The 24,220-nt window shown below is 40.3% G+C and carries 27 protein-coding genes; 18 read left to right on the forward strand and 9 right to left on the reverse strand.

The window, feature by feature from the left end:
* Nucleotides 1–23 precede the first annotated feature (23 nt).
* Nucleotides 24–668, forward strand: coding sequence for a YitT family protein (locus MKY65_RS10660; protein WP_339184653.1), 645 nt, complete (start codon nt 24–26; stop codon nt 666–668).
* Between the two features lie 117 nt (nt 669–785).
* Here the strand turns inward: MKY65_RS10660 and MKY65_RS10665 are convergent, their stop codons facing one another.
* From MKY65_RS10665 to MKY65_RS10675, 3 genes are read right to left on the reverse strand one after another with little or no spacing between them, the layout of a single operon-like run.
* The gene (locus MKY65_RS10665) at nt 786–917 is read right to left on the reverse strand and encodes a hypothetical protein (RefSeq protein ID WP_256706186.1); all 132 of its coding nucleotides are present in this window, start codon (nt 915–917) and stop codon (nt 786–788) included.
* Nucleotides 918–935: 18 nt separating this feature from the next.
* A complete protein-coding gene (locus MKY65_RS10670) occupies nt 936–2,060 on the reverse strand; it encodes an FAD-binding oxidoreductase (RefSeq protein WP_339184656.1) in 1,125 nt (374 codons plus the stop codon).
* The gene (locus tag MKY65_RS10675; protein WP_339184658.1) at nt 2,053–2,517 is read right to left on the reverse strand and encodes a DinB family protein; all 465 of its coding nucleotides are present in this window, start codon (nt 2,515–2,517) and stop codon (nt 2,053–2,055) included. Before MKY65_RS10675 ends, MKY65_RS10670 begins: the two co-directional genes overlap by 8 nt.
* A 178-nt stretch (nt 2,518–2,695) precedes the next feature.
* On the opposite strand from MKY65_RS10675, the gene MKY65_RS10680 reads away from it, so the two are divergent.
* Both MKY65_RS10680 and MKY65_RS10685 read left to right on the forward strand, forming a co-directional pair.
* Complete coding sequence (locus MKY65_RS10680; RefSeq protein WP_339184660.1) at nt 2,696–3,619, forward strand: manganese-dependent inorganic pyrophosphatase; 924 nt, start codon at nt 2,696–2,698, stop codon at nt 3,617–3,619.
* Nucleotides 3,620–3,763: 144 nt separating this feature from the next.
* A complete protein-coding gene (locus tag MKY65_RS10685) occupies nt 3,764–4,240 on the forward strand; it encodes an SRPBCC family protein (protein WP_339184662.1) in 477 nt (158 codons plus the stop codon).
* A gap of 94 nt (nt 4,241–4,334) precedes the next feature.
* On the opposite strand, the gene MKY65_RS10690 is transcribed toward MKY65_RS10685, so the two are convergent.
* Entirely contained in the window at nt 4,335–4,535 is a 201-nt protein-coding gene (locus MKY65_RS10690; protein WP_040982314.1) for a cold-shock protein, read from the reverse strand.
* Between the two features lie 336 nt (nt 4,536–4,871).
* Between MKY65_RS10690 and MKY65_RS10695 the strand changes: the two genes are divergently transcribed.
* From MKY65_RS10695 to MKY65_RS10705, 3 genes are all read left to right on the forward strand, one after another.
* Nucleotides 4,872–5,201, forward strand: coding sequence for a CotD family spore coat protein (locus MKY65_RS10695; RefSeq protein ID WP_339184665.1), 330 nt, complete (start codon nt 4,872–4,874; stop codon nt 5,199–5,201).
* A 119-nt stretch (nt 5,202–5,320) separates the two neighbouring features.
* Nucleotides 5,321–5,890 carry a DUF1273 domain-containing protein gene (locus MKY65_RS10700; protein ID WP_339184666.1) on the forward strand — a complete coding sequence of 190 codons (570 nt, stop codon included), beginning with the start codon at nt 5,321–5,323 and terminating at the stop codon, nt 5,888–5,890.
* Nucleotides 5,891–5,941: 51 nt separating this feature from the next.
* Entirely contained in the window at nt 5,942–6,607 is a 666-nt protein-coding gene (locus MKY65_RS10705; protein WP_339184668.1) for an SIMPL domain-containing protein, read from the forward strand.
* Nucleotides 6,608–6,686: 79 nt separating this feature from the next.
* On the opposite strand, the gene MKY65_RS10710 is transcribed toward MKY65_RS10705, so the two are convergent.
* Together MKY65_RS10710 and MKY65_RS10715 are read right to left on the reverse strand one after the other, a co-directional pair.
* Nucleotides 6,687–7,007, reverse strand: a complete 321-nt coding sequence (locus MKY65_RS10710) for a DUF5362 family protein (RefSeq protein ID WP_339184671.1) — start codon at nt 7,005–7,007, stop codon at nt 6,687–6,689.
* Between the two features lie 46 nt (nt 7,008–7,053).
* Nucleotides 7,054–8,067: a hypothetical protein gene (locus MKY65_RS10715; RefSeq protein ID WP_339184673.1), complete on the reverse strand. Its 1,014-nt coding sequence runs from the start codon at nt 8,065–8,067 to the stop codon at nt 7,054–7,056.
* A gap of 499 nt (nt 8,068–8,566) precedes the next feature.
* On the opposite strand from MKY65_RS10715, the gene MKY65_RS10720 reads away from it, so the two are divergent.
* The 9 genes from MKY65_RS10720 (at nt 8,567) to MKY65_RS10760 (ending at nt 17,262) form a co-directional block, all read left to right on the forward strand.
* Nucleotides 8,567–9,064 carry a GNAT family N-acetyltransferase gene (locus tag MKY65_RS10720; protein WP_339184676.1) on the forward strand — a complete coding sequence of 166 codons (498 nt, stop codon included), beginning with the start codon at nt 8,567–8,569 and terminating at the stop codon, nt 9,062–9,064.
* A gap of 70 nt (nt 9,065–9,134) precedes the next feature.
* Nucleotides 9,135–9,986, forward strand: a complete 852-nt coding sequence (locus MKY65_RS10725; RefSeq protein ID WP_339184678.1) for a MurR/RpiR family transcriptional regulator — start codon at nt 9,135–9,137, stop codon at nt 9,984–9,986.
* Between the two features lie 115 nt (nt 9,987–10,101).
* Nucleotides 10,102–10,992 carry an N-acetylmuramic acid 6-phosphate etherase gene (gene murQ, locus MKY65_RS10730; RefSeq protein WP_339184680.1) on the forward strand — a complete coding sequence of 297 codons (891 nt, stop codon included), beginning with the start codon at nt 10,102–10,104 and terminating at the stop codon, nt 10,990–10,992.
* A gap of 14 nt (nt 10,993–11,006) precedes the next feature.
* Entirely contained in the window at nt 11,007–12,380 is a 1,374-nt protein-coding gene (locus tag MKY65_RS10735; protein ID WP_339184682.1) for a PTS transporter subunit EIIC, read from the forward strand.
* Between the two features lie 50 nt (nt 12,381–12,430).
* Nucleotides 12,431–13,504, forward strand: a complete 1,074-nt coding sequence (locus MKY65_RS10740; protein ID WP_339184685.1) for a MupG family TIM beta-alpha barrel fold protein — start codon at nt 12,431–12,433, stop codon at nt 13,502–13,504.
* Nucleotides 13,505–13,728: 224 nt separating this feature from the next.
* Nucleotides 13,729–14,211: a GNAT family protein gene (locus MKY65_RS10745; RefSeq protein ID WP_339184687.1), complete on the forward strand. Its 483-nt coding sequence runs from the start codon at nt 13,729–13,731 to the stop codon at nt 14,209–14,211.
* 96 nt (nt 14,212–14,307) lie between these two features.
* Complete coding sequence (locus tag MKY65_RS10750; protein WP_339184689.1) at nt 14,308–14,703, forward strand: spore coat protein; 396 nt, start codon at nt 14,308–14,310, stop codon at nt 14,701–14,703.
* Nucleotides 14,704–14,982: 279 nt separating this feature from the next.
* The gene (locus MKY65_RS10755) at nt 14,983–15,528 is read left to right on the forward strand and encodes an NADPH-dependent FMN reductase (protein WP_339184691.1); all 546 of its coding nucleotides are present in this window, start codon (nt 14,983–14,985) and stop codon (nt 15,526–15,528) included.
* Nucleotides 15,529–15,867: 339 nt separating this feature from the next.
* Complete coding sequence (locus MKY65_RS10760) at nt 15,868–17,262, forward strand: DHA2 family efflux MFS transporter permease subunit (protein WP_339184692.1); 1,395 nt, start codon at nt 15,868–15,870, stop codon at nt 17,260–17,262.
* Between the two features lie 60 nt (nt 17,263–17,322).
* Here MKY65_RS10760 and pdxK read toward each other — a convergent pair whose 3' ends face one another.
* Together pdxK and MKY65_RS10770 are read right to left on the reverse strand one after the other, a co-directional pair.
* Nucleotides 17,323–18,153, reverse strand: a complete 831-nt coding sequence (gene pdxK, locus MKY65_RS10765; RefSeq protein ID WP_193062019.1) for a pyridoxine/pyridoxal/pyridoxamine kinase — start codon at nt 18,151–18,153, stop codon at nt 17,323–17,325.
* A gap of 136 nt (nt 18,154–18,289) precedes the next feature.
* On the reverse strand, nt 18,290–19,327 hold the full coding sequence (locus MKY65_RS10770; RefSeq protein WP_339184693.1) for a C45 family peptidase: 1,038 nt from the start codon (nt 19,325–19,327) through the stop codon (nt 18,290–18,292).
* Nucleotides 19,328–19,471: 144 nt separating this feature from the next.
* Between MKY65_RS10770 and MKY65_RS10775 the strand changes: the two genes are divergently transcribed.
* Entirely contained in the window at nt 19,472–20,143 is a 672-nt protein-coding gene (locus tag MKY65_RS10775) for an endonuclease (RefSeq protein ID WP_339184695.1), read from the forward strand.
* A 53-nt stretch (nt 20,144–20,196) separates the two neighbouring features.
* Here the strand turns inward: MKY65_RS10775 and MKY65_RS10780 are convergent, their stop codons facing one another.
* Entirely contained in the window at nt 20,197–20,469 is a 273-nt protein-coding gene (locus MKY65_RS10780; protein WP_339184698.1) for a hypothetical protein, read from the reverse strand.
* Nucleotides 20,470–20,701: 232 nt separating this feature from the next.
* Between MKY65_RS10780 and cydD the strand changes: the two genes are divergently transcribed.
* The gene (cydD, locus tag MKY65_RS10785) at nt 20,702–22,426 is read left to right on the forward strand and encodes a thiol reductant ABC exporter subunit CydD (protein ID WP_339184700.1); all 1,725 of its coding nucleotides are present in this window, start codon (nt 20,702–20,704) and stop codon (nt 22,424–22,426) included.
* On the forward strand, nt 22,423–24,138 hold the full coding sequence (gene cydC / locus MKY65_RS10790) for a thiol reductant ABC exporter subunit CydC (protein WP_339184702.1): 1,716 nt from the start codon (nt 22,423–22,425) through the stop codon (nt 24,136–24,138). The genes cydD and cydC overlap by 4 nt, the downstream gene beginning before the upstream one ends.
* Nucleotides 24,139–24,220: the final 82 nt, after the last annotated feature.

The following is a 24,220-nucleotide window of genomic DNA, read 5'->3' on the forward strand; positions in this document are numbered from 1 at the left end:
ATCTGGAAAGAAGGGAGCTTATTTTGGTTAAATCATTTCGATGGTTATTTTTTTTGCTGGGAATAATGATTTTCAGCGGCGGTATTTCACTGACCATTAATATGCAGCATTTAGGCATCCACCCGTGGGATGTATTAAATGTAGCGATGTTTGAAAGGGTCGGGTTTACAATTGGAACATGGAATATTATTATTTCCATGATTTTGATTGTTGTCTGTTTTATTTTAGACCGCAGATACATAAAGGTAGGTACTTTTTTTAATGCCGTTCTGGTAGGGTCATTTGTGGATTTCTATCATTGGACAGGAATTCTTCCGGAAGCAACCAATACGTGGGTGGACATTCTATTTATATTAGCTGGTATTTGTATCATGGGGTTTGGCGGAGGTCTGTATAATGCGGCAGGTGTCGGATCTGGACCGCGTGATGGCTTTATGCTTTCGCTCGCAGATAAATTGAAAGCGCCAATTGGCAGAGTCCGGATTATCACGGAATGCAGTGTGCTTGTTATAGGGTGGATTATTGGCGGACCGGTATTTATCTTTACATTTATTTTTACATTCATTCAAAGTCCGATATTTCAAGCTACTTATTTAAAAATGGGGGAATTTGTTTTAAAGGTAGAATACAACCAAAATAAGAAAAGAAATGAAACCCATGTTTCCTAAGGTTTTAAAAAGGAAGCGGATCGATACAGAGGCAGGGAAATCGTATGTGCGTATTAGAAAAATAGATATACGGTGTAAAAGAAAAAGGACCTTTTAATCCGGTCCTTTTTCCAATATTTATACTAAGTAATCAACTAAAGCTGCAATACTTTCTTGATTCTCATTAAAGTTCTGCAGCCATAACCAGGTAAAGAAGCCTGTCAGGAGTATCAGAAGAAGAATAATAAGAACAACATAAGATCCCTTCAAATGAGCCACCTCTTTTCATTACTGACGCTTTAATGCAGATGATACATCATAATGCTCTAAAATGATATCTGTTTCTTCATGTAAAGCTAATTTTGCAAGCTGCTGTCCAAGATAAGGTCCCATCGTCAGCCCGGATGAACCGAGTCCATTTGCTAAGAGGACATTGGAATGTGCAGGCAGTTCACCGATAACCGGGAGAAAACCAGGTGTGTACGGGCGAAAGCCGACCCGGGTTTCTAAAACGGTGGCTTCTGCTAAATCAGGTGCAATCGCAAGTCCCTGATCTAAAATTTCATGTATGGCTGCTGCGGTGACGCGATAATCAAAATCAATCTTATCCTCATGAGTTGACCCGATAACGAAGCGGTTGTCATCCTGCGTGAGTAAATATTTCGTTCCGGGAGGCATAACTACCGGCCAATGCGCTGTGTTTAAACCTGGAATTTCCAGATGCATAATTTGTGCCCGCTGAAACGAAACATCCAGATGGATATCCAGAGGCTCTACGGTTTCATTCATCCAAGCTCCGTTTGCCAAAATGACTTTTTCGGCATCAATGACCTCATTGTTATACTCCACACCGGTTACCGTATTACCACCTGTGCATAATTTGGCATCTCCAGATAGAAGGGAAGCACCATTTGCTTTGGCAGCATTTCTTAAAGCCTTTACTAATTTTCTTCCATCTACCCGCGCTGCTCCGCTGATAAAGACAGCCTGGTAATCCTTTTGCAAAATAGGAAAGCGCTGATGTGTTTCTTCGGCATCCAGACGGATAATATCACCGATTTCTGGAGCGTCTTCCCGGCGTTTATACGCTCTTTCTTCCATACCGTCTACTTTTTTAGAGTCTGTATGGAGGCTGAGTGCTCCTACCTGTTTATAACCGGTATCCTTCTCGCCGAGATTTTCTAAATCCGCTATAAGCGATGGATATATCCGGGCGCCATTTTTAGCAAGATGATACCACTTTTTATTACGGCGCTGGGAAACCCACGGACAAATAATTCCTGCCGCTGCGTCCGTTGCCTGACCTTCATCGTGCCGGTCAATCAGAATGACCTCTGTACCTTGTTTTGAAAGATAATAGGCGGTGCTGGCGCCTAAAATGCCGCCGCCAATAATAATATAGGGTTTACTCATTTTTATCCCTTGCAATAACCTGATACATGGCTTTGATTTTACCCAAAAGCTCTGCTTCGCGGAAGGAAAGCATAATCAGCAAATCGCCCTGAGTCTCAACGCTGCCGAATGGAACTTTAAATTGTACATTCGATTTCCAGAATAAATCATTAAATTCATTGATCCGCTGTTGCTGCAGTTCTAATGCTTCTAATAACGTTTCTAAGCTGGGAGGTTCTTCCGTCCAATCGTTTGGGCTTGTCCCAGAGCTGAAAAGTTCAGCATAGCCTGCTGGTATATTTTCTGATTTTACAGGGTAGCGGAATAAGAATTTTTCCATGGTTACGAGCGCGTGGCCTAAATGCCAGCGGATCGTTGTATCAAAATAGTCTGCCTGCACATCGATGCTATTATTGTCCAGCTCGGAAGCAAAGGTGAGTAAAGCAGTACGAGTTAAGTTAAATTGTTTTCTTGTCATTTCATCAATCCTCCAATGATACTAATTATAATCTAATAATGATTATTTTTACAGTAATTTGAGGCAGAATCAATACTATTTCCAGCATTTTTTAACAGAAATAAGATTAAGGCTGGAGCATTGGACATTAAATGTGATAATCTATATATGGAAAGTTTGTCGAGGGAGGAAATCAAAAATGTCAAAAACACTTATTTTCGGACATAAAAATCCAGATACGGATACTATTTGTTCCGCATTAGCTTACGCTGATTTAAAAACAAAATTAGGGGAAGAAGTAAGCCCTGCTCGTTTAGGAGAAGTAAATGGAGAAACACAATTTGCTTTAGAGCAATTTGGAGTAGGAGCTCCAGCATTTGTTCAGAAATTAGAGGATGGCGCTGATGTTATTTTAGTGGACCATAATGAATTCCAGCAAAGTGCCGATAACATTGAAAACGCGGTTATCCATGAAGTAATCGATCATCACCGTGTATCCAATTTCCAAACTAAAGAGCCGCTTTATTTCCGTGCTGAGCCAGTGGGCTGTACAGCAACTATTTTAAACAAAATGTACAAAGAAAAACAAGTTGAATTAGATAAACATATTGCAGGATTATTATTATCCGCTATTGTTTCCGATTCTTTATTATTAAAATCACCGACGTGTACGGACGAAGATGTAAAAGCAGCGCAAGAATTAGCTGAAAAAGCCGGGGTAGATTTGGAAGAATACGGCTTAGAAATGTTAAAAGCCGGTGCGGATATCAGTGATAAAACGGTTAAAGAATTGATTACCATGGATGCCAAGGAATTTGCTATGGGCGATGCAAAGGTAGAAATCGCTCAAGTAAATGCAGTCGATGTCAGTGAGATTTATCAGCTTCATGATGAATTAGTAAGTGAAATCACGGCAACTGTAAATGAAAAAGGATTGGACCTGTTCTTATTCGTTGCAACAGATATTCTGAACAATGATTCGGAAGTATTGGCAGTAGGACCTGAAAAAGCTAATGTTGAAAAAGCATTCCATGCTACTTTAGATGAAAATGATCGTGCTTTATTAAAAGGTGTTGTTTCCCGTAAGAAACAGATTGTTACAGCTTTAACGGAGCAATTTTAAAACGGTATATAAAAAAGTGAAATCCCCTTGCCTGATTGGTGAGGGGATTTTGTTGATATCGATTTACTAATAGAAGGGTGTTGAGCAATTGATAAGAAATTTAAAGCGTTTTGATTTGATAAACTGAAAAGAGGAGGGATTTTGATGAAGGAGGAGCCGATGAAAAGAAGGGTAGACACTGCTTCAAGAGTGATTATGGCATCCCCGCAAACCATTTATCAAGCATTCATAAACCGGGAAGCACTGATTTCATGGCTGCCGCCAAAAGGAATGTCAGGTCATGTGGATGCATTTGACCCTAGACAGGGAGGAACTTATAGGATAACCCTTACGTACGAAATGGATAATGGGCATTCTGGTAAAACTTCAGATAATACGGACGTAACGCAAGGCAGATTTTTGGAGCTGGTTCCAAACAAGCGCATCGTTCAATCCATCAATTTCGATTCCAAAGACCCGTTATTTTCAGGAGAGATGATTCAAAAATGGGTTTTTGAAGACGCTTCAGAAGGCACAAAAGTTACTGTCATTTGTGAGAACGTACCTGAAGGAATACGAAAGGAGGATCATGATATAGGTTTAAAATCCACCTTGGAGAATCTTGCTGTCTTTACGGAATAAAAAAAGTAACCATTGTTTTAAACCCTCCCTATAGAAAAATGACAAATAAAAAAAGCTGATCATCATTGATCAGCTTTTTTCGATTATCTGCTTATTAGTTTTTAACAACGTTAGCAGCTTGTGGTCCGCGGTTTCCTTCTTCGATATCGAAAGTAACTGTTTGACCTTCTTCTAAAGTTTTGAAACCTTCGCCTTGGATTGCAGAGAAATGTACGAATACATCGTCTCCACCTTCAACTTCGATGAAACCGAAGCCTTTTTCAGCGTTAAACCATTTTACAGAACCTGTGTTCATTCTTTTACCTCCACGTGCAATTGTTGCACTGTTTATTACTATTTAGTTCAAAGTTAAATTTCAAGACGAAAGATGTATCCCATCCTGTATTTCTACCGAATCTAAATAAGTATCTTTATTATAGCATCTACAATGATAAAAGCCAACCTTTTTAGGAAAAAAGTTTCTAAACCAGCTTCTTCACAAATTTTTTAACCAATTATTTTTCTGAAATCACTTAAAGAGCGGGGTTTCCGGCTATTATTAAAAATCAAAATAAATCTGGGTATCTGTCTTACTCGACTTGTACGTTTATCACATATAGTAAAAAGAGAGAAGAAAAAGGAGGAAGAAACGATGCAAGGTAAAGAGCGATTTCATCCGCAGCATCCGAATGAAAAGACCATTGTCCATCCGACAAAGCATCAATATGTCCATACGTCATCCGAATCTGTTGTTAATCATATTCATCCTGTCCATACAACGTATGTAAATCATCATATGATAAAAAGCCAGCATCCGCACCCGTATGGAAACAATGCTTTTACGGGCAGACCGCAAATCGGGCCGCGCCCGCCATTCCCTTCTGCGCCGATTGCTTTCCCAGGACAAATGCCTCCTGGACACATGGGAGATATGAGAAATCACCCAGGCGCTCGTCCGCCGAGGAGACCCGGAATGTGGTGAATATAACAATAGGGCAGTGCGGACTGCCTTTTTGTTAAACAGGGACAAGCTTTCAAATCAAGTATTCCTGCGTTAAAATAGGAGGTAACTTAAACTTGTAATGAAGAAAGGATATTACTGTGAAAATTTTACATGTAACAGGCTATAAGCCGACGGAATTAGGCATCTTCAAAGAAAATGATCCCAGAATTGTTTTTATTAAGGCAGCTTTAGAGAAAAGGCTGCGCACATTTATAGAGGAAGGATTAGAATGGATTATTATTTCTGGACAAATGGGCATTGAGCTGTGGGCTGCTGATGTGATAATGGATTTAAAAGAAACCTATGAGGTACAAGTAGGCGTTTTCCCGCCGTTTGAAAATCAGGATGAACGCTGGCCGGATCCGATCAAGGAAAAATATGAAGAATTAATGATGACAGCCGATTTTTTCAAACCGCTGTATAAAGGGGGATATCAGGGAGCGTACCAATTTCGGGCGAAGGATTTATGGCTGATTGATAAAAGTGATGCTGCTTTACTCCTCGTGGATGAAGAATATCCCGGCAGCGTTCGTTACTTTTATGATGCTGTGAAGCGTACGTCCAAGGAGTATCCTGTTTTTACGATTACACCTCAGGACTTAGAGGATGTTGTCGAAGAACTGCAAATGCAGGATCCCAATTACTGGGATTCTCCAGATAATTATTGAATGGTACAGCCCTTATACAACATAGGATGGTATGAGGGAGGGATGTTCGCAATGTATTATACTTATGGACCGCCTAATTATGGGCATAGAATGTATGAGCGACAAAATAATCAGCAGGGGACCATCACGGTCACTGGCGTGGGCACAGTTATAGTTTCACCGAGTATTGCCCGTATTCAATTGGTTGTTTCCACCGTCAACAGCTCTTTAGAGGAAGCGCAGAGAGAAAATACAGAACGAATGAATCAGGCTCTGGATACCTTGCAGCAAATTGGTGTTCCGAGAGAGCGGATTCAAACTACCAGCTTTTCTGCAAGACCAATATATAACTATCAAGATGGCAATCAGATATTGCAGGGCTACGAGGTCCGAAATGAAATCACTGTGGTTACGGATGATATGGATCGAATTGGAGAAATCATTGATCGTGTCACCGAAAATGGCGTAAATGAAGTTGTTTCAATTGAGTTTTCGGTAGATAATCCGGAGAATTTTTATCTGGAGGCGTTAAGTTTTGCGCTTACGGATGCAAAGCGGAAGGCAGAAAGCTTAGCAGAGCAGCTGAGCGCTAATTTAACGCCGGTGCCATTAAAGATTAACGAACAGACTGCTTCGCCAGGGGTTGGACCTGCGCAGGTCTTTAAAATGGTGTCTACGCCAATTGAACCGGGAAATCAATCGATAGAAGCACGCCTGGAGGTAGTATACCAGGTTTAAGAAGGAAACGTAAAAAAATACAAATCAAGCCTGTTGAAAGTACTTGATTTGTATTTTTTTATTGTAAGCGCGATATTCCCTATAGATAAATATAGATAATGTATAACATGATTGCCGCGATAATCAACAGCCCGTTAATCATTAAAAATAAACCATAATATTTTAACATTCCTTCAAACGCCTGCTTGCTTTTTCTGTCCGACTTCAAAAGACGGTCTGCTTCCATTCCGCTTTTATACAAATAAACACCCAGCAAAATAGATGCGAGTCCGGGAACAGGTCCGATAATGGACGGGAAATTCTGAATGATGATGAAAATTCCGTACAGAATGATGATAATACCGAGAAATTTGCTTGAAATATGAATCCATTTGAAGTATTTTGGGTGCAAGTATTCCAAAAAAATGCTCCTTTCCGAAAGTGACGTTTTTTATTTAACATCTTTTCTAAAGCTCCAAATCGCTTAAGTATCCTTCCCCTGTGAGAATATATTGGTATATCTCGTATAAATCCTCATCCAATTTGTTATCTTTAACGGTCTCCTCCATATTCTCTGACATGTAGTCCGTCGCTTTGAACCATTCCTCATTCTCGAGTGCTCCTTCCGGATAGGGAATGTCCGGGGAGATAGCGTGAACTTCCTCGAGCCTTTCTATCATTTGATACGTACGCCAACTTGGATATAATTTGATATCCCGCCAGTTCTCTTTCTCGCTTAATAGATTTTGTTCCTTTATATCTCCATCAATAATAATGGCATATAAATGCCAAAAATCAGATGCTTCTGCGTTTTTATCAAGGTCTGGCTCCCATTCTTCAAGATCTTTTTCTTCCAGAATGTCGGGAATATTGTGGAATGCAGCATTCAGCGGATTTTCCAATCCAGAAAAGGCCCTGTCGATAAAATCCTCTTTGATGGCAGAAGCATATAATTCTTCCAATGATCCAATAACGGCTTCTTCGTCTAACCGCTGTAAAACATCACCGGAATATGTAAGAGGATCAAAGCGAAAGACATTTGCTTGACGCCCATCATCCAATACGATATTGAGTGCGTAATCATTAAAAGAACGTCCTTTATAGTTTATTTCCTCTATTATCAGGGATTCCTCTTTTTCCGATATCATGAAAGCATAAAAATATTCCAGCATTGAAAAATATAATTTGTCATAGCTGTCATTATACGATTCTTCCTCATTTATACAGGTGGAATAGACGGCGGTTGCGAGTTCTTCTTCTAAATTTTCCTTAGAAACCAATACATCCTCATTAAGCTTTTCCTTTAAAGGTTCATACGTATCACCTTCAAAAAGAGAAACTCTTTCCTCCAGCGCTTCTTCTGTACCTGCTTCCGTAGAGCTGCAATTTACTTCCACGTCAAATGAACTTTCTTCTAGGTTGTCTGTTCCACAAGCTGAGAGGATAATGGTCAGAATCAGAATAAATGATAATTTTTTCATATTAATTCCCTCTCTCCTATGTAATAAAAATAAAAAAGATAAGATAAAACAAAATAATTAAGCTGGCCAATATGCTAGTCAGCAGCAGGAACCAAAGATGATTTTTGAAAAAATTTTCTAATACATATATTCTTGATGCATCTTTTTTGAGTTCTCCCGCAAACTTTCCCGTTTTAAATAAAAAGCTTCCTAATATCATCAAGATAATACCTGGAATTGGCGCAACAAGAGCAGAAGAAAAACCGGTGAAGAATAGAAGCAATCCATAGATAAATAGAATAATTCCAACAATTATTCCCCAAATCTGGATGCGTGTCAGGTATTTTTTGTTCAGTGTTTCGATGCTTATCCCTCCTTATTTTTTGATACACCTCTGATTATTAGCGGATAATGAAACATGTTACCATAATTTTGTTTTAAAATGGAAGAGCAGCACTATCATTAAATGAAGTTTCGCTTTATAATAAAAACATCATTTTATTCAAAGGGAGAGAGCTGTATGAATTACCATGTAAGATTGGCAGAAGAGACAGATATTGGTGCTATTCAGCGTATTGTTTACCAAAGCTGGCATGATACATATGAAGGCATTATACCCAGAAGCATTCAGGATGCATTTTTAAATAAATCATATAGTAATCAAACGATGCTTCAGCGTATCGAGCTTTCCAGTCTATATGTTGTGGAGTCGGATAAACGAATAGAAGGGTTTGCGAATTTTAGCCGGGTATCAGAAGAAGGGATCAGCACGCTTTATGCTATTTACTTGTATCCGGATACACAAGGGAACGGAATGGGAACAGCGTTATTAGAATATGGGATAGAGGATTTGAAACCTGCGTTTATGCAGTTAAATGTAGAAAAGGATAATGCAAAAGGGATGGCGTTTTATAAAGCAAGAGGTTTCAAGATTATTTCTGAATTCACCGAAGACCTCAGCGGGCACACGCTACATACCTGTACAATGGAATTAGAAGTAAATCATTCCTCTAATTAATCATTAGAACACGCTTTTATTTTTTGCTATACTTAGGAACATAACCGAATTTGGAATAGGAGAAGTTGACATGGCGACAACACTACTAACTAGAATCAACGAACGGCTCCATCAATTTTCTAAAACTGAGAAAAAGATTTCGAAGTATATTTTACATCATGCAGAGCTCATTCCCAATATGACGACGAAAGAATTAGCGAATAAGGCGGACGTGAGTGAGGCAAGTGTTATTCGTTTTGCGAAGACAATTGGAATCGGAAGTTTTAAAACCTTTAAAATTTCCCTGGCACAGGAGTTAGCGGTAACAGATGATTATATCACTGACTTTTCTATTTTACAGAAAAAAGATTCTCCCTATGAATTGTTTCAAAAGGTCGTTCATGTGAATAAAAATGCGATCGAGCTGACGATGGAATCTTTAGAAAAAAAAGAGCTGGATGATGCAGTAAACGTGCTAAAAAATGCTCGTAAGATTATATTTTATGGTGTAGGCGGTTCATCGATTGCTGCGCTCGATGCGGTATATAAATTTACGAAACTCGGATATGAAGTGGAGTTTAATGCAGATTTTCACTATATGCTGTCAAAGGTGCCACATTTTAATAGTCAGGATGTATTTGTAGCTATCAGTATGTCTGGAAAAACGAAGGATGTTTTAGATTTAGCGCGATTGGCTCAGGAAAAGGGAGCTAAGGTTATTGCGATAACAAATATGAATAAGTCTCCATTATATAAAGAAGCAGACATTCGATTAGCGACACCGAATGTAGAGCAGGATTTTCGGATTGGAAGCATTACTTCAAGAATGACACAGCTGACGATGATAGACAGCTTATATATCAGTATTTTTAATATTATCGGTGAAAACGTGCTGGATGAATATCAAGAAGCTAGAGATTATGTTGTGAAATTAAGAAGATAGCTTCTTTTTTTATTATAAAATGAAATTTAATTTCATAAAATATATAAAACTTATTGACTTTTAATTTCAAAGACCTTTAAAATAGAGTTAGAAGTGAATAGAGGAGAGTGATGATATGCTCGATAAGTTAACAACAGAAATGCGAAATCAGCATTCGATGCATTTAGATGAGATGTCGACAATGGAAATTTTAGAGACGATGAATAAAGCGGATGAACAGGTTTTAACAGCTATCAAGGAGCAGCTTCCGCAAATTGAGAAAGCTGCGAAATACGCGATAGAATCGTTTAAGAAAAATGGAAGACTGATTTATGTCGGAGCTGGTACTAGCGGCAGGTTAGGTGTTTTAGATGCAGTAGAATGTGTTCCTACATTCGGTACGTCGTCAGAGATGGTTCAGGGAATTATTGCGGGCGGTATGAAAGCGCTTTATGAAGCCGCGGAAGGTGCAGAGGATAATACGGAGCTCGGAGCTGCTGATCTTAAAAACATTCAGCTCTCAGAAAACGATACCGTCATAGGGATTGCTGCGAGTGGGCGTACACCGTATGTTATCGGCGCTTTGCAGTATGCTGATTCAAAAAAAGCAAATACAGTCAGCATATCCTGTAATAAAGATGCTGTCATGAGCCAGTACGCTTCTGTAGCGATTGAACTGAAAACAGACGCAGAAGTACTGACTGGTTCTACAAGATTAAAGGCCGGTACTGCTCAGAAAATGGTTTTAAATATGATTTCGACCGCAGCAATGGTGGGAATCGGTAAGGTTTACCAAAACTTTATGGTGGATTTAAAGCCGACGAATGAAAAATTATTGGAAAGATCTAAACGAAACATAATGGAAATCACTGGAGCTGACTATGATACAGCTGCCTCCTATTTTGAAAAATCACATCATCAAGTGAAAGTTGCAATTGTGATGATACTGCTGGAATGCTCCTATGAAGATGCGGTGAATAGATTGAAGAATTCGGATGGGTTTGTTCGACATGCACTGATAAAATAAAGGGAGGGTCTACCATGAAGAAAGAACAGAGAATGGCCACGGAAATTTTAGAACATGCAGGCGGTAAAGGGAATCTCCAGCGGATTGCTCACTGTATGACACGGCTGCGCTTATCTCTAAAAGATGATTCGAAAGCTGATTTGGCAGGGTTAAAACAGATTGACGGAGTAATGGGCGTTGTTGAAGATGAAACACTGCAAATCGTGATCGGACCTGGTACTGTCAATAAGGTTGCTGCAGAAATGAGCCAGCTGACTGGATTTGGCATTGGGGAAGACGCAAATGCGGATGATTTAACGTTTGAAGAAAAAGCAGCACTGGATAAGGAAAATATAAAAGCAAAGAACCGGACACCCTTTAAAAACTTTTTACGTAAGCTTGGAAATATTTTTATTCCTTTAATTCCCGGCCTTGTAGCGTCAGGAGTTATTAATGGCGGAGCGAACTTTGCAGTCAACGCAGGGGTGGATCCAGAGCAAAACTGGATGCAGATACTGCTCTTGTTTGGCGGTGTTATCTTTGCTTCCTTAGGAATCTTAGTAGGCTGGAACACTTCAAAAGAATTTGGAGGAACTCCGGTATTAGGCGCTATAGCAGGAATGATTTTATTTAGCCCGCAGCTTGAAAATATTGCGATTTTTGGAGAGGAATTAACTCCTGGAAGGGGCGGTTTGTTCGGTGTTATCTTTGCCGCCTGGCTAATGACAGTTGTTGAGAAAAATGTGCGTAAAGTGATGTGGAATGCAGTTGATATTATTTTTACTCCTTTAATTACCGTATTGGTTGTCGGATTTGTGTCCCTATTTGCTATTATGCCGGCAGCAGGCTTGTTATCCGATGGAATCACTAAAGGCCTGATTGCCTTGATTGATACAGGCGGTGTTCTTGCAGGAGCTGTTCTGGCAGGCTTCTTCCTGCCATTGGTTACGGTGGGTCTGCATCACGGTTTGACACCGATCCACTTAGAGTTGATTAATGCATTTAATGAGACTGCGCTGCTGACCATTTTAGCGATGGGCGGTGCCGGACAGGTTGGCGCAGCGATTGCGATTTTCGTAAAAACAAAAAATACACGTTTGAAAAATATTATTAAAGGAGCTGCTCCAGTCGGCTTCTTAGGCATTGGGGAGCCGTTAATGTACGGGGTTACCCTGCCGCTGGGCAGACCATTTTTAACCGCCTGTTTAGGAGCATCTATTGGCGGAGCATTCCAGGCAGTGATGAATACAGCAGCTGCAGGAATTGGCGTTTCAGGTTTATCGTTGATACCATTAATAACAAATGGTCAGTATATAAGCTATTTTCTGGGGCTTGTTATTTCATATGTATTTGGTTTCTTATTTACGTATGCGTTTGGCTTTAAGGATAGTATGGCAGACGGAATTTAACAAGAAACAGGAGGCTGCTGCCTCCTGTTTCTTTAAATGGAGGGTTATTTATGTTAGGAATTTCTATTTATTTAGGGAATACACCAATAGAACAGCAGATTCCCTATATTCGAAAAATGAAGGAAAGTGGCTTTCGTTCTATTTTCACCTCTTTGCATATTCCTGAGGACGATCAGACGATATACAAAGAGCAGCTTCAGGCGCTTGGAAAAGCGGCGAGTGAATTAGGCATGGAGCTGATGGCGGATATCTCGCCGAATTCGTTACAAGCATTGGGATTTAACTGGGACAATGCAGATCGATTATTAGATTGGGGACTGTCCGGTCTAAGGATTGACTATGGTATTGATGACCAGACAATCATTGATTTATCACATAAAATGCGAATTACATTAAATGCCAGTACGATTGACGTGGCATCGTTAAATCATTTGAAAGCAAATGGTCTCCATATGGAAGCAGTGGAAGCATGGCATAATTATTATCCGCGTCCAGAAACTGGATTAGGATTCGTTGATTTTATTCAAAAAAATAAGACATTAAAAGAAGCTGGTTTGACCGTGATGGCTTTTATCCCGGGAGATACGCAATTACGAGGTCCGCTATACGAAAAATTACCAACCTTGGAACAGCATCGGGTGTATTCCCCATTTGCTGCATATTTGGAATTAGAAAAATTGGGTGAAGTCGATAAAATTGTTGTTGGTGATGTTGAAATAGGGGAGGATTCCCTGGAACAATTTCAGGCCTATATCCAGAAGGATGAAATGCTGATCCGGGCCGTTTCTGATAAACGGGCAGACTCTGAAATGATCCGTAAAGCAGCAGCTGCAATGACCAATCGGGCCGATTACGCAAGAGATTGTATCCGTGCCGTTGAATCGAGAAGCTATGCGCAATTTGGAGAAATCGCTGTCCAGGCTCAAAATAATACGGAGCGCCCTGTAGGTTCCGTAACGATAGATAATGAAAAATATTTGCGTTACCAGGGTGAGATTCAAATCACCTTAGCCGATTTACCGGCGAATGAAAGGGTAAACGTGCTGGGGCAGGTGGTTGAAAAAGATTTACCGCTGCTTCCATGGATCAAGGGGAATCAGAGATTTCGGATCAAATGGCTGTAAAGGACTAAATCCTGCAGGGATATCCACTAACTAATGATGAGCTTTTTTCATTTTATAAAGAGGGAAGAACTGCTGCCTTTCACTTTCCTAGCCATGTTATTTCTATAACTGATTAGGAGTGCATCTTATCTTATTTGATAATCAGATGATATGAGATATTTATTCACCTTGAATGAAAAATGTGAAATAATAAAGGAAGGTTAAAGGAAAAGTGGGGATGCTTAGTGGATATACATATTGTTCGGATGACACAAAAGTATGCAGTGGAGGCACTTTGCTGGAAATACGAAAAGCCGTATGATTTTTATAATAATGTGTTAACGACTAGCGCGATTGTAGAATTGCTTGGCGGCGGCTATTACGCAATGGTAGATTCATCTCACAGGTTAATTGGTTTCTTTTGCACCGGCCGTTCAGCCAAGGTTCCTGCCGGAGATAGAAACGCAGCTTATATAGAAGATTGTGTTGATTTAGGTTTGGGAATGAATCCTCAGTTGACGGGAAAAGGACACGGCGATCCATTTTTAAAAAGAATTCTTCATTTTATTGAGCAGGAGCATAAAGGGAAGGCGATTCGGCTTACTGTTGCGTCTTTCAATAAACGAGCAATCCAGTTATATGAGAAAAATCACTTTATCAAAGAACATCAATTTCGTTATAAAGGGATAGAATTTATAACGATGAAGCGTAACAATCCATCCATATAGACAAAACGTACATTTATCGGATTAATAGTTATTTGCGTAGGACAAAACCGCCTTCTTTCATAAGATATATTATGTATTAGAAAGGAGGGAGTCCGAATGAGCCGAGATAAATGTCAATGTAGCCGTTGTCGCAATTCGAACCAGGATGATAATGTCATTGTTCATCCGACAAGACATGAGGTTCGTAAGCATAATAGTGTGGAAACTGTAAAAAACATTCATCCGACTGAAATTAAAAATATTCATCGAAAAACAATTCGTAATGAAAATTTTTACCCTGTTAGAGAATTCAATGTGAACGAAACGGTTGTTGAAAATTATGATTGCGGCAGCGACGTAAATGATTCTAGTAATTGCCGCAGAGTAGGTGGTTCAAACAATGGCGGGGGTGGAAATCACCATCATTCCGACCATTGTGGCAAGCGTTCTGAAAACCGCTGCGAAAGAAAACGTTCCTGCGGATGCGGCAGAAACCGTAACTGGTTCTTCTAAAAATTGAAATATTATTAGCTGGAGAGCATGTGCTTCTCCTGCTTATCATGATGTCGTAAAATAACTCTTATTAAGAAAGCTTTTCAACGGGAAGAAGATACCCCCAAGAAATGCTTCTTAATAAGAGTATTTTTTTGTATTTTAGAAGGTTGTTTTTCCTTGAGCAGATATCTTGAGGTAGATAAATGATTATGGTAATAATATTAATTGTGTTTAAAAAACGACAAGCATTTGTGATAAACATAACATTTTAAACGAAGAAATATTGGAGGTATACGAATGAAAATTGCAGCAATGATTGGAAGCAACCGTGCAGAATCTTATAACAAACAACTTGTTGAATATATGAAGGACCGTTATCAGGAAAATATAGAAATTGATATTTTACCGATAGAAAAATTACCTTTCTATAATCAGGATGAGGAATTAAACCCGCCGGAGATTGTAAAAGAAATTCGTCAGCGTATTAAAGATAGTGACGCTATTTTATTTGCTACGCCTGAATACAATGGGTCTATTTCGGGTATGTTAAAAAATGCAATCGACTGGTTCTCCCGTGTTGATTTAGTTATGGTAAATAAACCTGGAATGGTAGTAGGCGCATCTATGGGCGTTCTTGGTACAGTAAAAGCTCAACTGCAGCTTCGTCAAATTTTAAATTCTCGCGGAGTCGGAGTATTGACTCTGCCAGGAAACGAAGTATTAATTGGTTCTGTTCAGAACAAGATGGACGAGCAAGGAAATCTGACAGATGAACAAACCATTGATTTTCTTGACTCCGTTGTTCATAACTTTATCGAGTGGTGTGATACGTTAAAGAAATAATTTTATCGCAGTGCAGCCAGCAGCGCCTGATTCGTTCCGGTTGCTGGAGATAGATCATAAAGGCGCCAGTGACAACGTTTTTGATGGGACGAGTGATCGTACCCCGACCCGTGACGTCGCGAGCTTAGCCTTTATTCTTTTAATATTTCAGTTGGGGGTAACCTCTGCTGGATAAAGCTTTATTTTATGCCGGTGATTTTACAGTCACCGGTTTTGTCTGTTTTTATGCACTTGGAAAGAATATGTTTTAAGCAAAATAGCTTTACAAGGAGATAAAAACGGGAAGGATACAATTATAAGAAAAAAATAGAATAATGTTTCAAGAAAGAAGGGTTGGAAATGGATGAGAGTCATGGATCATCGCTGGAAATGAAAAGTACAAGCCGTGTACCGATTCTAGTTGTTTTATTATCTGGAGCGTTTGTAGCCATTTTGAATCAGACCTTATTAGGAACCGCATTGCCGCATATTATGTCCGATTTGGATCTTGATGCAAATACGGTTCAATGGCTGCAATCAGCATTTATGCTCGTAAATGGTATTATGATCCCGGTAACTGCTTTTTTAATTGGTACGTTTACGACACGCAGCTTATTTTTAACTGCTATGTCCCTGTTTACGGCAGGTACACTCATTTGTGGAATCGCACCAGAATTTTTATCGCTTTTAACAGGACGTGTCTTGCAGGCAGCTGGAGCCGGAATTATGATGCCGCTGATGCAGACGATTTTAATTTTGATTTATCCAAAGGAAAAACGGGGCAGCGCAATGGGAATGTTTGGTTTAGTTATTTCCTTCGCTCCTGCCATCGGGCCGACGCTGTCTGGTTATATTGTAGAGCATTTCCCTTGGAGAACATTATTCTTCATGGTTCTGCCAATTGCTATTTTAAACATAATTATCGCTTACTTTTTACTTAAAAATGTGACGAAACGAACCTTCCCTGAGCTGGATAAGTTATCGATTTTGTTATCTACACTTGGTTTTGGCGGTATTCTTTACGGATTCAGCACTGCCGGAAATGCAGGCTGGTTAAGCTATCAGGTTATTGGTTCCCTAGTCATCGGCGGAATTATGCTGGCATGGTTTATTACCAGACAGATGCATTTGAAAACGCCAATACTTGAATTCCGTGTATTTAAACATCAAATATTTACGATTACGACGGTGTTAGGTATGGTTACGTTTATGACGATGATTGGAGCAGCTGTTATCCTGCCGCTTTATATGCAGCAAATGCTTGGATTCAGTGCTTTCCATTCTGGATTGGCATTGCTGGCCGGAGCCATCATTCAAGGAATAATGAATCCAATTACCGGAAGACTTTTTGATCGATATGGTGCAAGGTATTTAGCAATGATCGGTTTGGTGCTGATTGTTGGTACCACATTTATGCTGAGTACATTGACGCCAGAAACAAGCTTTGCCTTTATTGCAACGATCCATGCCTTACGAATGCTTGGGGTCGCAATGGCAATGATGCCTGTCACAACAGCAGGATTAAATGCATTGCCGGAAGAATATATTTCTCATGGTACGGCAGTAAATAATACGTTAAGACAGGTTTCTGGAGCAATTGGCACCGCGTTACCAATCACGATTATGTCTACAGCATCAATTCCTGAACAAGGTATTGAAGGGATGGTTCACGGGGTAAATGTTTCCTTCCTTGTTACGGGGGTTATCTCTATTATTGCGCTGATACTGACATTCTTTATTCATGACCGTGACTAATTAGCATATAAAAAACCTTAGGACAGTTTGGATTGAACTAAAATGTCCTAAGGTTTTTCATTATACGCTGAATACTTCTACTTTTTTGCTGTCTGTTTTGTTGTAAGCTCCATGCATCACAGGGCCAACATACTCGTTTAGCTTCCAGCCGTTAGCAATAGCAGCTGCAACGAAGGTTTTTGCTGCTTTAACGGCATCGTGCACATTTTCACCGTGAGCTAAGTTTGCAGTAATTGCCGCAGCGAAAGTACATCCTGCTCCATGGTTATAGCTTGTTTCTATTTTTTCGCTTTCTAATAAGTCAAAGTCTGTTCCGTCATAGAATAAATCGACAGCCTTATCGTGATCCAGCTGTTTTCCGCCTTTAACGACAACATTTTTTGCACCTAAGGCGTGAATTTTTTTGGCAGCTTCCTTCATTTGCTCAATGGTTTTAATCGGAGCCATTTGAGCTAATTGCGCTGCTTCAAACAAGTTAGGCGTTACAACCAGAGAACGAGGCAATAATTCTTCACGCATCGCGTCTGTGTTTTCCGGCTGAAGCACTTCATCTTCTCCTTTACATACCATGACAGGGTCAAGAACATACTTCTCAATATTGTATTCATCAATTTTTTTTGCACCTAAATTAATAATATCTACAGATCCCAGCATGCCGGATTTCATTGCATCTACGCCGACAGAAAGAATCGTGTTCAATTGTTTTTCAACGACTTCCGCATCAATTGGTGTAACATCATGTCCCCAGCCTTCTGGATTCATTGTCACGATGGAAGTCAGAGCAGTCATGCCATATACGTTATGCTCCTGAAAGGTTTTTAAATCTGCAGCAATCCCGGCTCCGCCGCTAGAGTCAGAACCAGCAAGGGTTAATGCTTTTTTCATAGTCATTGGTTTTCCTCCTTAAAGTCAGTTATACTCATAAAAAAATGATGCTGACTCTCTAAAAATTACTTTTCCTTTGTAGCTAGGATAATCCTTTCTAACTCAATTGTAAAGCCATCGAAATGCGACAGGCAAGATTCCGCTATACGTTAATAAACGAATCGGTTGCATTGATCTGTCCCTTTATCTTGGTTGCATGTAATTTTTCTCCCTGCAGCCATTTTTGAAACGAGAAAATAAATGGCTGACGATTACCTCCCAATGCAAACCAAGCAGATCGTTCTTTTGGCAAGTACAGTGCTGTATGCAGTGTCCCTGCCCATGCACCGTATTTTTCAGAAAAGATTCCTTGCTCGATATCATTTAACATACGAAACGCTTCATAGGATGTTTGAATATCCCTCTGCTTTGTTATGATTCTCTCCAGCCGTTCCATTGATTCATCTGAACGGTACCGGTTCTCTTCTGTTAATGCATCGAAATGGTTTGTACAGCTGCTATCTTTCCGGACAAAGAAAGAGCGGGGGGAAACCTCCACAACGAGTGATTTTCCAGTTGTATCTAATAATACATAGTTGAAGGTATTCCGGTGCGGAATTTCGCGCAGTAATTGAACGGCTTCATCCACTGTGGCACAGTTTTCTAAAAGCAGCCTGCCAATCATATTGCAGACAAAGCCATCGCCTGATTTTTTACGGTTGACGAAATTATAGCCCATCGTCAGCCCTTTTTCGTTGATTCCATCCGTACGCCCGGTGATTTGCATGGAAGGACCGGCGCTGGCATATCCGGAGTCAGAGGGGGCGTATAAAACATAACGGCCTTCATAGGAATGGGGGGCATTATCATAATTTCGCACCAGGTAATCCTGCTTGGTATTAATGGAACAGCCGCTGCGGCCATACTCATAATAGTAACCGCCAAATTCGCGAATGGCATCATTCCAGGGGATACCTAACCCATCACTTAATCCTTCTATTTCTTCCCAAATAGCCGGAGAAAATGCTTTGAATACAGCTTTTACTTCTTCTTCGTCAACAAGGAAGTTTCTCCAGCGTTTGCTGAGCAGTGCTTTCCGATGGTTTATTATGGGTGAATTTTTTAGTTTTTCTGCCTGAAAAAGTCCGAATTGATAATGACTTCCACGGAATTGTATAATATCAGTATGAACAGATTTCATTGTTGCTCTCCATTTCTTTCGTAAATGTATTGCTAGTGTATCTTGTTCAGAGTGATTAGAAAAGAAATCAGCTTTATCACGGAGAATCGTTCGTAAAACTCCTGCTGAGTGAAATTTCGATTAATGGAAATAGAGGAGATTCAGATGACAGAAAAGATAAGCTATACGGAATTATATCGACAATTATTTCATCACTATGGCCCTCAAGGGTGGTGGCCGGCAGCTTCTGATTTTCAAATGCTGATCAGCGCTATTTTGGTACAGCGGACAAATTGGAAAAATGTCGAGTTGGCTCTGGCGCATCTGGGGAAAGAAGCAACTGCTGAGAGTTTAATACAAATGGAAGAAGCAGAGCTTGCTGAAAAAATACGCCCAAGCGGCTTCTATCGAATGAAAGCGAAGAAAATCAAGGCCTGGCTGCATTGGTTTCAAGAATATGACTTTCAGGTAGAGAGGATTCAAAGCGTTGATCAAGCTGTTCTCCGTAAAGAACTGCTGGCAATCCATGGAATCGGAGAGGAAACTGCGGATGCGATGATGCTGTACGCTTTTGATAAAGCCGGTTTTATTGCGGATAACTATGCGATGCGATTGTTTTATCGAATCGGCTATCAGCTTCCCAAAACCTATCATGCGCTTAAAATTGAAGTGGAGAATTTCTTTCCGCATGACTTAAAAATGCATCAGGAATTTCACGCATTAATTGTGGAGCATGGAAAACAATATTGTAAGAAGACGCCGTTATGTGAAGATTGTCCGCTTCTTTCGTTTTGCTGGACGGGAGAGAAAAAACAAATGGAGAACAGAACCCGTTAAGTTAAGAAGAATAAACTTTTAAAAAGGTGAATCAGGGACAGGAAATGAATTATCTACTGCCCTTGATTCTCTAACTTATCTATTTTTTTCTGTAAAAGGTCAAGCTGCTGCTGCATTTCTATCAGCTGGCGGCTCGTAACAGGTGAATTTTCTTCAAAAGCTTCTTCTTCCTCTTCTACATCTTCATTGTATAAAATCGTTGATCCGACGAGGGACATAATACTTCCCAATGTAGTAACCACTCCGCCATAATAAAGTAATTTATCACCAAGGCTTTTCTCGCTCATATTAAAATTTGTTGGGGTGTTAAGGAAAAAATTAGACATGATAGGACACTCCTGTAAATCTTTTTATTATTGTCTCATATTCATGGAATAGTTATATATAGGTTAATATATGTGTTTCCTGAAAAAACTCTACAAATAGCGGATGTTCATAAAATATTCATTTCTAAATGGAGCAGTGCACTGTGTGGTGAGCGGTGGAAAGCGTGCTGTTGTATAATGGAGTAGAGGATATATTGTAATTGATTACGTTGTGTTTAAGGGTGGTGATCCGTTGTTAAAGGAATTTACAAAAGTTTTTCGGAACAGGATGATTTGGATGGGGATGGCGTCCCTTTTTATGGCACTGGCCATCGTAGGGCAGAGCTATCTTGTGGTAACGATTATTCAGAATCTGTTTTTGGATAATGCGGCATTTTCATCTATTCTTCCTGCTGTTTTTATATTGATTGGCATGCTTTTGGTACGAACGGTTTTTCAATTTATGATAAAAGGGTCTGGCATAAAAATGGCACAGACTGCGAAGGTTTCGATACGGAAAAGACTGCTCCGTCATTTTACCAGCCAGCCTATGATCGATGCAGATAAAGGACAGTCCGGCCGGAAGACAAGCTTATTTATGGATACGGTCGATGAAATAGATGGCTATTTCAGTCAGTACCTTCCACAGGTTATTCAATCTGTCGGCATTGTTCTGATTGTCTGGGTAGTTATTTTTATTCAGAATTGGACGAGCGGACTAATTATTCTTGTTTCAGCTCCCTTTATACCTATTTTTATGATGATTATTGGTATAAAAACAAAGGATAAATCAAAGGAACAGCTATCTGAATTAGCAGCCTTTTCAGGAACGTTCCTGGATACATTACAGGGTCTGCCGACAGTGAAATTATTTGGCCGGTCTCAAGAGCAGAGAAATAAAATTGATCAGGACAGTACAAGCTTCCGGGATGCAACGATGGGTGTGCTGAAGGTTGCCTTTACAAACTCCTTAGCCTTGGAATTTATCGCTATGCTGAGTATCGGTCTGATTGCTTTAGAGATTGCAATCCGGATGATTATTTTTCAAAATCTCAGCTTTTTTACGGGATTTTTTGTTTTACTTCTTGCGCCGGAGCTGTTCAGCCAATTGAGACAGCTGGGCTCCGCCTTTCATTCCGGACGCGCAAGTATGGGCGCAGCTTCACGGGTGGAGGATGTGCTTGATGAAGAAACGACTCCAGTTCCTTGGGGAGCTGCTTCATTAAAAACCGATAAAGCACCCGAATTAAGGCTGGAACAGGTCTCCTTCCATTATGAAGAGGGAAACTTTCAATTAGCTCCGGCTTCCATGCGGATTTTACCGTATGAGCAGGTGGCAATCATTGGTAAAACCGGTGCAGGTAAGTCAACCTTGCTGCATGTATTAGCTGGTTTTCTGCCGGCGAAAGAAGGAAGCTTTCTGATTGACGGTATTACGCAAGAAAAGGTAGAAAAAGCAGATTGGTTCGGGCGGATTGGTTATTTATCGCAGCAGCCTTATGTGTTTTCTGGAACCGTGCGGGAAAATATATTGCTCGGCTCTCAGGAAGAACAGCATGATACAGTCATACAGGAGGTTGCAGAGCATGCGGGAATATGGAAGTGGATCACTGCTTTGCCTGACGGATTAGATACAATTATCGGAGAGGGAGGCAGAGGCTTATCAGGAGGAGAGAAGCAGCGGATTGCAATTGCCCGTACCCTTTTGAAAAAGCCGCAAATTCTATTCTTTGATGAGCCGACTACTGGCCTGGATATTCAGACCGAGCATATCTTGCAAAAATCGTTAGATACTTTAAAAAATCAAGCAACGATGATTACTGTTGCTCACCGTCTGCATACAATCCGTAACGCCGATAAAATATTTTTATTAGATCAGGGAGAAATAGCAGGAGAAGGGACACATGAAGAACTTTACGAAAACAATGAAATGTATCGAAAAATGATCCATACACAGCAAGGAGGGCGGGAAGCATGAAGGATATCAGTCTGGTCTTAAAAATGATGCTGAAAGAAAAAAAGGATATTCTGATTTCTATCTTCTTTGGATTTTTAGCGGGGATTACCGCTGTCTCCTTATTTGCAGCAAGCGGTTATTTGATTTCACAAGCCGCTTTTGCACCGCCGATCTATACCTTGATGATTCTGGTAGCGAGTGTGAAGCTGTTGGGGATTACCTCAGCTGTCAGCAGATACGGGGAACGCTATTTTTCTCATCGCGGAACCTTTACGATTCTGAAAAATATCCGCCTGAAGGTTTATGATCAGATAGAGCCGCTGGCAAGCCGACTTTTGCAAAAATACAGAAGCGGGGATATTCTGGCACGGATCGTTGGTGATGTAGAGAGCTTACAGCATTTCTTTTTACGTGTATTTTATCCGCCGGTGGTATTGGCAGCCGTTTTTACAGCTACGATTTTCTTTACGATGTATTTATCTATAGGGGTGGCTATGACAATGATTGGCGGGGTGATTATCGTACTGGTTGTTTTCCCATCCATCTTTTATCTGTTTCAGAAAAAGACAGCTGTAACGATGCGGGAAAAAAGAGGTGCATTGTCCTCGGAATTTACAGACTATCTGTACGGGTTCCGGGAATTGACAATCTTTCAACAGGCGGAAAGGAAAAAACAGCAGCTCGATAATAATATGAAGCAATACGAAGAAATAAAGGCGAAAGAAAATCGCCAGCTTGCTATCCGGGAAGCCGTTGTTATCTTCTTTTCTTTTTTCATTGCAGTAATTATTCTCGTGCAGGCAGGGTTTTATGTATCAGAGGGAAACCTTGCCGGAACACTGTTAGCGATGCTGTTTATGATTGCCATTACGGTGTTTGAGGATACGCCATCGATGGCAGTGCTTCCTGCGCATTTAGAAGAAAGCAAAGCCTCCTCTAAACGTCTCATCAAGGTTTGGGAAAAGGAGGCGCAAACCGAAGAGGCTGTTCATGAACTTGAAACAGATGTCCCGATTCAATTTGATTTTAAGGATGTTTCCATTCAATATCCAAATGAAAATAAGCCGGCTGTGCGTCTCGCGGCTTTTCAAATAAAACCGGGAAAAAATATCGCCATTGTCGGGCCAAGCGGTTCAGGGAAATCGACGTTGATGCAGGCGATGCTCACCTTTGCTCCCATCCAATCCGGTCATCTTTTAGTAAATGGGGAAGAGCTTGATAAAATTGCTCCAGAAAGTTTATGGAGACAAATGAATGTATCCCTGCAGCATAATCATTTTTTCTACGGAAGTATTTATGAAAACCTGCGATTTGCGAATAAAGAGGCGGGGGGAGAAGCCTGCCAGGAAGCATTAGAAAAGGTTCAATTAAGCCATTTTTCATTAGAGGACCAAGTATTGGAAAAGGGAACAAACCTGTCTGGCGGAGAAAAGCAGCGTCTGGCACTTGCCCGTCTGTTTTTACGGGATGCTTCAGTCTGGCTGCTGGATGAGCCGACATCATCGTTAGATTCGATTACAGAGCAGGAAATAATGGAGGAAATAGAAAAGGCAACAAAATATCAGACGGTGGTAACCATCAGGCATCGTTTAACAGGCTTGGAAAAGATGGATCAGATTATTGTCATGAACCACGGAGAAGTCGTTGAACAAGGCACTTATATGGAGCTGATGGGGAAGAAAGACGGCTACTTTAAAGCGATGAAGGAGCTGGAAAATAGTCAGCTGGTGTAACGGCAATAAACAGTCGTATCTAAAAAGGATATTTTGTATTTTTCGCTTATAAGGGGAACCAAAAATGCCCTCAGCTAATCCG

It is taken from the genome of Oceanobacillus sp. FSL W7-1293, assembly GCF_037969815.1.
GTDB classification, from domain to species: domain Bacteria; phylum Bacillota; class Bacilli; order Bacillales; family Amphibacillaceae; genus Oceanobacillus; species Oceanobacillus oncorhynchi.